The organism is Streptomyces sp. NP-1717 (assembly GCF_022695985.1).
In the GTDB taxonomy this organism is placed as follows: Bacteria; Actinomycetota; Actinomycetes; order Streptomycetales; family Streptomycetaceae; genus Streptomyces.
In genome coordinates, this window is sequence record NZ_JAAPBF010000395.1 from 1 (window position 1) to 3251 (window position 3251).

3 protein-coding genes are annotated in these 3251 nt (G+C 70.5%); 1 reads left to right on the forward strand and 2 read right to left on the reverse strand.

Annotated elements, in window-relative coordinates:
• Both GXP76_RS34805 and GXP76_RS34810 read right to left on the reverse strand, forming a co-directional pair.
• On the reverse strand, window positions 1-740 hold a 740-nt coding region (locus GXP76_RS34805; protein ID WP_242575613.1), incomplete at its 3' end, for a phosphoribosyltransferase domain-containing protein.
• 86 nt (window positions 741-826) lie between these two features.
• Window positions 827-1990, reverse strand: a complete 1164-nt coding sequence (locus tag GXP76_RS34810; protein ID WP_242575614.1) for an HpcH/HpaI aldolase/citrate lyase family protein — start codon at window positions 1988-1990, stop codon at window positions 827-829.
• 201 nt (window positions 1991-2191) lie between these two features.
• Here GXP76_RS34810 and GXP76_RS34815 point away from each other — a divergent pair, with 201 nt between their 5' ends.
• A complete protein-coding gene (locus GXP76_RS34815; RefSeq protein ID WP_242575615.1) occupies window positions 2192-3130 on the forward strand; it encodes a TerD family protein in 939 nt (312 codons plus the stop codon).
• Window positions 3131-3251 lie beyond the last annotated feature (121 nt).

Here is a 3251-nt window from a genome sequence, read left to right on the forward strand (position 1 = left end):
AGCGACCCCGCCCCCGTGCCTGACTCCATGCCCGTCAGCGAACCGGCTTCGTGCTCCGCCACCAGCGCCCGGCCCCGTGCCAGGACGCCTTCCGGGAGGGTGACCGTGCCCGAGGCCATCGCCACCAGGTCGACGCGGGCGCCGATCTCCTGGGCGAATTCCGCGAGCCGGCCCTGGTCAGCGGTCGAGCGCATGTCGACCAGCGCCACGATCACGTACCACCGGCGCGGATAGCGGGCGTGCAGGTCACGGATGGTGTTGAGGACCGTGTTCCCGGTGGAGAACTCGTCGTCCACGAGGACCAGCGGGCCGTCGCCCGCCAGCAGCGCCGGGTTCTCGGGCAGCAGCAGATGCGACGTGGCGTGCGAGTGGGACTCCTCGAAGCCGCCCGCCGTGGCGACACCGGGCACGGGCCGCCGCGTGGAGTGCAGGTACGGGGCGCGTGCCACACCGTCGGCCACCGAGTGGCCGAGCCCCGTCGCGGTCTCCGCGTACCCGAGGATCACGGTCTGCTCGACGGCGTCGCCGAGCAGATCCCGTACGCGTTCGCCGAGGGCGACGCCGACGCCGTGGACGACGGAGGGCCGCTGCGGGACGTGCTTGCCGAGAACGTTCGAGACCAGGAGATGGGCACGCTTGGGGTTGCGGCGCAGGGCCAGACCCAGCAGCTCGCGCAGTTCGTCCCCGCCGACGAGCTCTATGCCCAGCCGTTCGGCGACCCATGACCCCGACCACACCACGTCTGTGTTCTCCTCTGCCTTCTCGGATTCGTTCCCGGTTCCGTTCCCGGTTTCGTACCTGGTTTTGTTCTCCGCCCCCGTAGTGCTCACTCCACCAGCCCGGCGGCCAGCAGCTCCACGAAGCCGATGTCCTCCTTGGCGACGCCGAAGACCTCGGCGCGCTGCATGGTGCGTTCTGCCCAGGCGCGGTGGGGCTTCACCTCGTTCATCTTGTTCGTGTACGAGGAGCGCAGCACGCCTCCCCCGCCCCGTTCCGGCCGCAGGATGTCCTGGGCGTCGCTGAACTCCTCGTGACTGACGACCGACAGCGCGTGTACGGGCATGACGTGCGAGGGGTGGATACAGGTCTTGCCCATGAGCCCGTTGGTCTGGTCGAGCTGGATCTCGCGGAGCAGTCCGTCGAGGTCGTGCTCGATGAGCGCGGTGCGCAACTCCTCGGCCCGCCCTTCGAGGAAGGGGCTGCGGCGCAGCTGCGGTTTGAACATCCGCTCGTGGAGCCGGAAGTACTCCCAGACGGGGCCGGTGATGGTGAAGCCGGTGCCGTCGGCGCGGCCGAGGACGTTCACGACGTCGGCGATGACGGAGGCGACGATGCGTACGTCGTACGCGGTCATATCGGGTGAGCGGCGGAGCCCGTACGCGGAGCAGAAGTCGGTGACGCCGAGCCGTAGGGCCAGTACCCGCTCCCGGTACTTGTCGACGGTGCGGGCGATGCCGGTGAGGGTGTCGGTACGGGTCTCCAGATGGAGCAGTTCGGGCGATTCGAGCACGGGCATGGCGAAGAGCCGTTGCCCGCTCTCATGTTCGGCTGAAATCAGCGCTTCGAGGAAGGGCACTCCGCGCTCTTCGGTGAACTTGGGGAGTACGAATCCGGACAGGATGTGAGCGGCCGGCCCGAGCCTGCGCACGAGGTCGGGTATCTGTCCCGGTTCACGGACGCGGACGAACAGCAGGGGCACCGCCGCGCCGCGCCGGTCGAGGTCGGTGAACTGCCTGATCAGGTTCTCCTCGGCCCATGGGACGTCGGAGTCGTCGATGGAGTCCTCAAGGCACAGCACCATCGAGACGACACCTCGACCGGCCAGCTTGACGACGTCGTCCGCCAGCCGGGGCCTGGTGGCGGGGCTGTAGAGGGTGGCTCCGAGGGCTGCCGACAGCATGCGGGCCGGGGAGGCGGCGGTGAACTCGCCGGGCTCCTGGTGGAACAACCCTTGCCGGGCAGTGGGCGGAATGTGCCCGAAGTGACGCATTTACATCCCCCGTACTGCCACGGTGGTCGCGTTGACATGTGGCCGGTAATAGTACGTATGGACGGGAGTCAAGAGTTCCACGCGTGCATGAATTTCAGGTAACTCGTCCACTTCTCGCCCCTGCCTCACCCCCGCATCGCCGCCGCGTCCCTGCTATCCACCATGCCCCCACGTTGTCCGCGCGGCCTGCGGGAAGGCAGGATGACCGGCATGACGCACGCGATGGTGAAGGGCTCGAACGTTCCCCTCGATGCCATGGCCGTAAGGGCCGTGCTGCGCTGGACGCCGGGGCCGGGGGTGCCTGACGTGGACGCGTCAGCACTGCTGCTGGGGCCGGAGGGGCGTGTGCGCTCCGACGAGGACTTCGTCTTCTACAACCAGCCGCGTCATCCGTCGGGCGTGGTCAGGCGGCTGCCGAAGAAGCAGGTGCCGGAAGGGCTCACCGACACCGTCGAGGCGGATCTCGCGGCTCTCGACCCGAGCGTCGACCAGGTGGTCCTGGCGGCGTCGTCGGACGGGGCGACCTTCCAGCACGTGCACGACCTTCGGATCCTGCTGTACGACGCGGCCCAGGCCGACGGGGACCCGCTGGCGGTCTTCGACGTACGCCCGGAGACCGGCGAGGAGACCGCCGTCATCTGCGGTGAGCTCTACCGGCGCGGGAGCGGCTGGAAGTTCCGGGCCGTGGGTCAGGGGTACCCGACCGGGCTGATCGGGCTGGCGACGGCCTTCGGCATCCTGGTCGACGAGACGGAAGCCGCCGACGGGGTACCGGGTGCGGAGGGCGTGACCGCGCAGCTTCCCGGCGGTCCGGCGGTGCACGGCGGACCTCAGGCGGCACCTTCGCCTCCCGTGGGGCAGCCGTCCTTCCCGGCCCAGCAGCAGGGTCAGTCCGGCTACGGATTCCCGCAGCCCGCAGCCCCGCCGGCCTACGGGTACCCGCAGTCGGCGTCGGCCCAGCCCGCCTATGGTTACCCGCACGCGCCCGCTCCGGGGCCGGGTCCTCAGCCGCCGGTGGCGCCACCGGTGCCGCAGGGCGCGCCGGCGTACGGCTACCCGCAGCCGGCCGCGGCGGCGGCTCCCGCGCCGGACCCGAACTTCCGGCTGCCGCCGATGGGTCCGCAGTTCGTACGGCCGTAGGCATCAGGAGCTCGGCACCGGTCGGCGCAAGGCGCGGGACCGGCCCGCCGGGCCCACGCGTCCCGTACGCGGTCCGGGCTCACGGCCCCGGGCCTGACGCACCGGACCCGCGACGGGCTCC

Coding starts and splice junctions, on each gene's coding strand:
- GXP76_RS34815 (WP_242575615.1), top strand. CDS start 2,192: ATGACCGGCATGACGCACGCGATGGTGAAGGGCTCGAACGTTCCCCTC.
- GXP76_RS34810 (WP_242575614.1), bottom strand. CDS start 1,990: ATGCGTCACTTCGGGCACATTCCGCCCACTGCCCGGCAAGGGTTGTTC.